This window comes from Pedobacter sp. AC464, assembly GCF_979253075.1.
In genome coordinates this window covers 1-201 of record NZ_CEEDBV010000034.1, presented here as the reverse complement: position 1 = coordinate 201, position 201 = coordinate 1, and the positions used below count along the sequence as shown (strand labels likewise).

Sequence of the window (201 nt, the reverse complement as noted above, 5' to 3'; positions counted from 1 at the left end):
GTCGGGGTGGCAGGATTCGAACCTACGACCTCCTGCTCCCAAAGCAGGCGCGATACCGGGCTACGCTACACCCCGAAAAAGGTATCGATCTTTTGTTAAAAATAAATTTGCATCTGCAAATTTTGTCGGGGTGGCAGGATTCGAACCTACGACCTCCTGCTCCCAAAGCAGGCGCGATACCGGGCTACGCTACACCCCGAA

The 201-nt window shown here is 54.2% G+C and carries 2 tRNA genes; both read right to left on the bottom strand.

The features are described 5' to 3' along the window. Position 1: 1 nt before the first annotated feature. Positions 2-75 (bottom strand) — tRNA-Pro (locus AC0IWT_RS20080). A 50-nt stretch (positions 76-125) separates the two neighbouring features. Beyond that, positions 126-199: transfer RNA gene (locus AC0IWT_RS20075), tRNA-Pro, on the bottom strand. Between the last annotated feature and the right edge of the window lie 2 nt (positions 200-201).